1 pseudogene is annotated in these 1,377 nt (G+C 66.2%); it reads right to left on the bottom strand.

Features of this window, described 5'->3' with window-relative positions:
- Nucleotides 1–1,377 (bottom strand): annotated as a pseudogene (locus tag JHD77_RS31675) (PqiB family protein); the annotation flags it as partial.

Below are 1,377 nucleotides of genomic sequence, written 5' to 3'. Positions count from 1 at the left end.
CCATTCGTCATTGGCCGAATCGAACAGGGCGAAGGTCTGCCCCGGCTTGGCGGGCTCGCCCATCTGCGCATTGTTCGGGGTGGCGAAGGCAATGCCGCCCTCCATCAGCGCCTCCATCGACTCGGTGCGTAGCGACAGACCCTTGAACAGGCTGGCGTCGACGCCGAAGCCGCTGGCATTCCAGAAACGGCTGCCGGTACGCACCAGCGGTACGTAGCGCGGTTCGATGAGGATGCTGATCAGCACCCGGTCGGCCTGTTCGCCCAAGGCCAGGTCGACGACCTTGCCCACCGGGATCTGCCGGTAGGTCACCAGGTTGCCCGGCTTGATNNGCTTCGGCGAGAGTCTGGAAGCGTGCCTGGCGCTCGCCCGGCGTGCTCGACGGCAGCGCCTCGATATAGGGGCCGCTGACCAGGGTTCCGAGGTTCTCGGTACGCAGCAGGCCGAGCGCCGGACGCACCACCCAGAAGCGGGTTCCGCTGCGGGCGACGCGCTCGCCGGCGGAAGTCAGGCGGGCCTTCATCAGTACCCCGGAGAGGTCCGGGTTCAGCTCGACGCTTTCGATCTTGCCGATGTCCAGGCCCTTGAAGCGGATCGGCGTGCCTTCGCGCAGGCCGTCGGCATTGTCGATGCTCAGCTGGATTTCCACGCCACGGGCCATCGCCGCCTCCTCGCTGTCGAAGAGGGTGAAGCGACGCACCTTGGTCACGGTCGGCGCCTTCGGATCGAGGGTGTCGAAGGAAATCCCGCCGGTGATCAGGGTCTGCAGCGACTCGCTCTTCACCTGCACGCCGCTGAGGTTGCCGGTCAGGGTGATCCCGCTGGAGTTCCAGAAGCGCGTCGAGGTATTCACCAGGTGCGCGTACTCCGGCTCGATGTGCACACCCACCACCACTCGCTGGCGGTCGCGCGACAGCTGGTAGCTCTGCACGCTGCCGACGCGGACCTGGCGGTAGAGGATCGGCGCGCCGATATCGATCGAGCCGAGCTTGTCGCTGGTCAGCACCAGGTGCAGGCCGGGCGCGTCGGTGTTCAGCGGCGGCGCTTTCGGGCGGATGGTGAACTCGCGACTCGGCGCGCCGCTCTTGGCGAAGCGCACGTCGATATAGTTACCTTTCACCAGGGCCTCGAGGCCGGTGATGCCGGCCAGGGAGATGCTTGGCTTGACGGTCCAGAATTCGGTGCCTTCCAGCAGCATGTCCTCGACCCGCGGATCCATCGCCAGGTCGGCAGTGGCGCTGCTGTAGTCCTTGCCCATGTCGATCGACTTGACCAGGCCGACCTGCACGCCGTTGAACATCACCGGAGTGCGGCCCGGATCGATACCACTGACGTCGTTCATCTTCAGCTTCACGCGCAGACCGGCCTGGGCCGCGT

Source organism: Pseudomonas sp. P20 (genome assembly GCF_016463925.1).
In the GTDB taxonomy this organism is placed as follows: domain Bacteria; phylum Pseudomonadota; class Gammaproteobacteria; order Pseudomonadales; family Pseudomonadaceae; genus Pseudomonas; species Pseudomonas aeruginosa.
Note: the sequence above shows the minus strand (reverse complement) of the source record. Positions and strands in the feature narration are given on the sequence as shown.